The sequence below is a fragment of the Cellulomonas citrea genome (assembly GCF_009829685.1).
Lineage (GTDB): Bacteria > Actinomycetota > Actinomycetes > Actinomycetales > Cellulomonadaceae > Cellulomonas > Cellulomonas citrea.
On sequence record NZ_VWSD01000320.1, the window covers coordinates 1 to 908 of the forward strand.

General features: G+C 78.1%; 1 protein-coding gene and 1 pseudogene. Both read left to right on the plus strand.

Features of this window, described 5'->3' with window-relative positions:
- Positions 1-551: GNAT family N-acetyltransferase (locus F2B26_RS16455; RefSeq protein ID WP_159811157.1), on the plus strand; the 551-nt coding region annotated here is incomplete at its 5' end.
- Positions 548-908: pseudogene (locus F2B26_RS16460) on the plus strand (dipeptide epimerase); the annotation flags it as partial. The gene F2B26_RS16455 and the pseudogene F2B26_RS16460, both read left to right, overlap by 4 nt.

Consider the following 908-nt stretch of genomic DNA (forward strand, 5'->3'; position numbering starts at 1 on the left):
GCCCGGTGCGCGAGCTGCGGCTCACCGTCGCCCCGGCGCCGGGAGCGGTGGCGCTGCGCACCGCCGGCCCGGCGGACCTGGACGCGATCACCACGGTGTTCCTGGGGTGCTGGCGCGAGAGCTACGCACCGGTGCTGCCCGCAGCCGCCGTCGCGGGGATGAGCGACGAGGCGGCGCGGGCGCTGTGGGCCCGGGCGCTCGCCGACCCGGCCGGTCCGGTGCTCGTGGCGACCGACCCCGTCGACGGCCACGTGCTGGGTCTGACCAGGTACGCCATGCAGGACGGCACCGGCTGGGTGCACTCGCTGTACGTCGCCCCCGACGCCCAGGGCCGAGGGGTCGGTGGCGTGCTGCTCGACGCCGCCGTGCGAGCCCTGCGCGCCACCGGCGCGCGGGACGGTGCGTTGTGGGTGTTCGAGGCCAACGAGCCGTCGCTCGCGTTCTACCAGCGGCGCGGCTGGACCCCCGACGGCACGCGCCGCACCCAGCCCGAGCTCGCCGACGCCCCGCAGCTGCGGCTCGTGCGCCGGCTGGACATCGGGACGCCATGAGGTCCGGGGTCGTCGGGCTGGTGGTGCACGAGGTGCACGTGCCGCTGAGCCGCCCGTTCGTCACCGCGGTGCGCCGGGCGGAGGCGGTCGACGTCGTGCTCGTCGAGGCCGTCGACGCCGACGGACGCCACGGCTGGGGTGAGGCCGCGACCAGCTGGCGGGTCACCGGGGAGAGCCCCGCGAGCGTGCGTGCCGCCGTGCAGGGACCGCTCGCCGAGGCCGTGGTCGGGGCCGACGCCTGCGACGTGCCGCGCTGGTCGACGGCGCTGCACGCCGCCGTGCACGGCAACAGCGCGGCCCGCGCCGCCGTCGAGTGCGCGGTGCTCGGCCTGGCCGCGCAGGGCGCCGGTGTGGGGT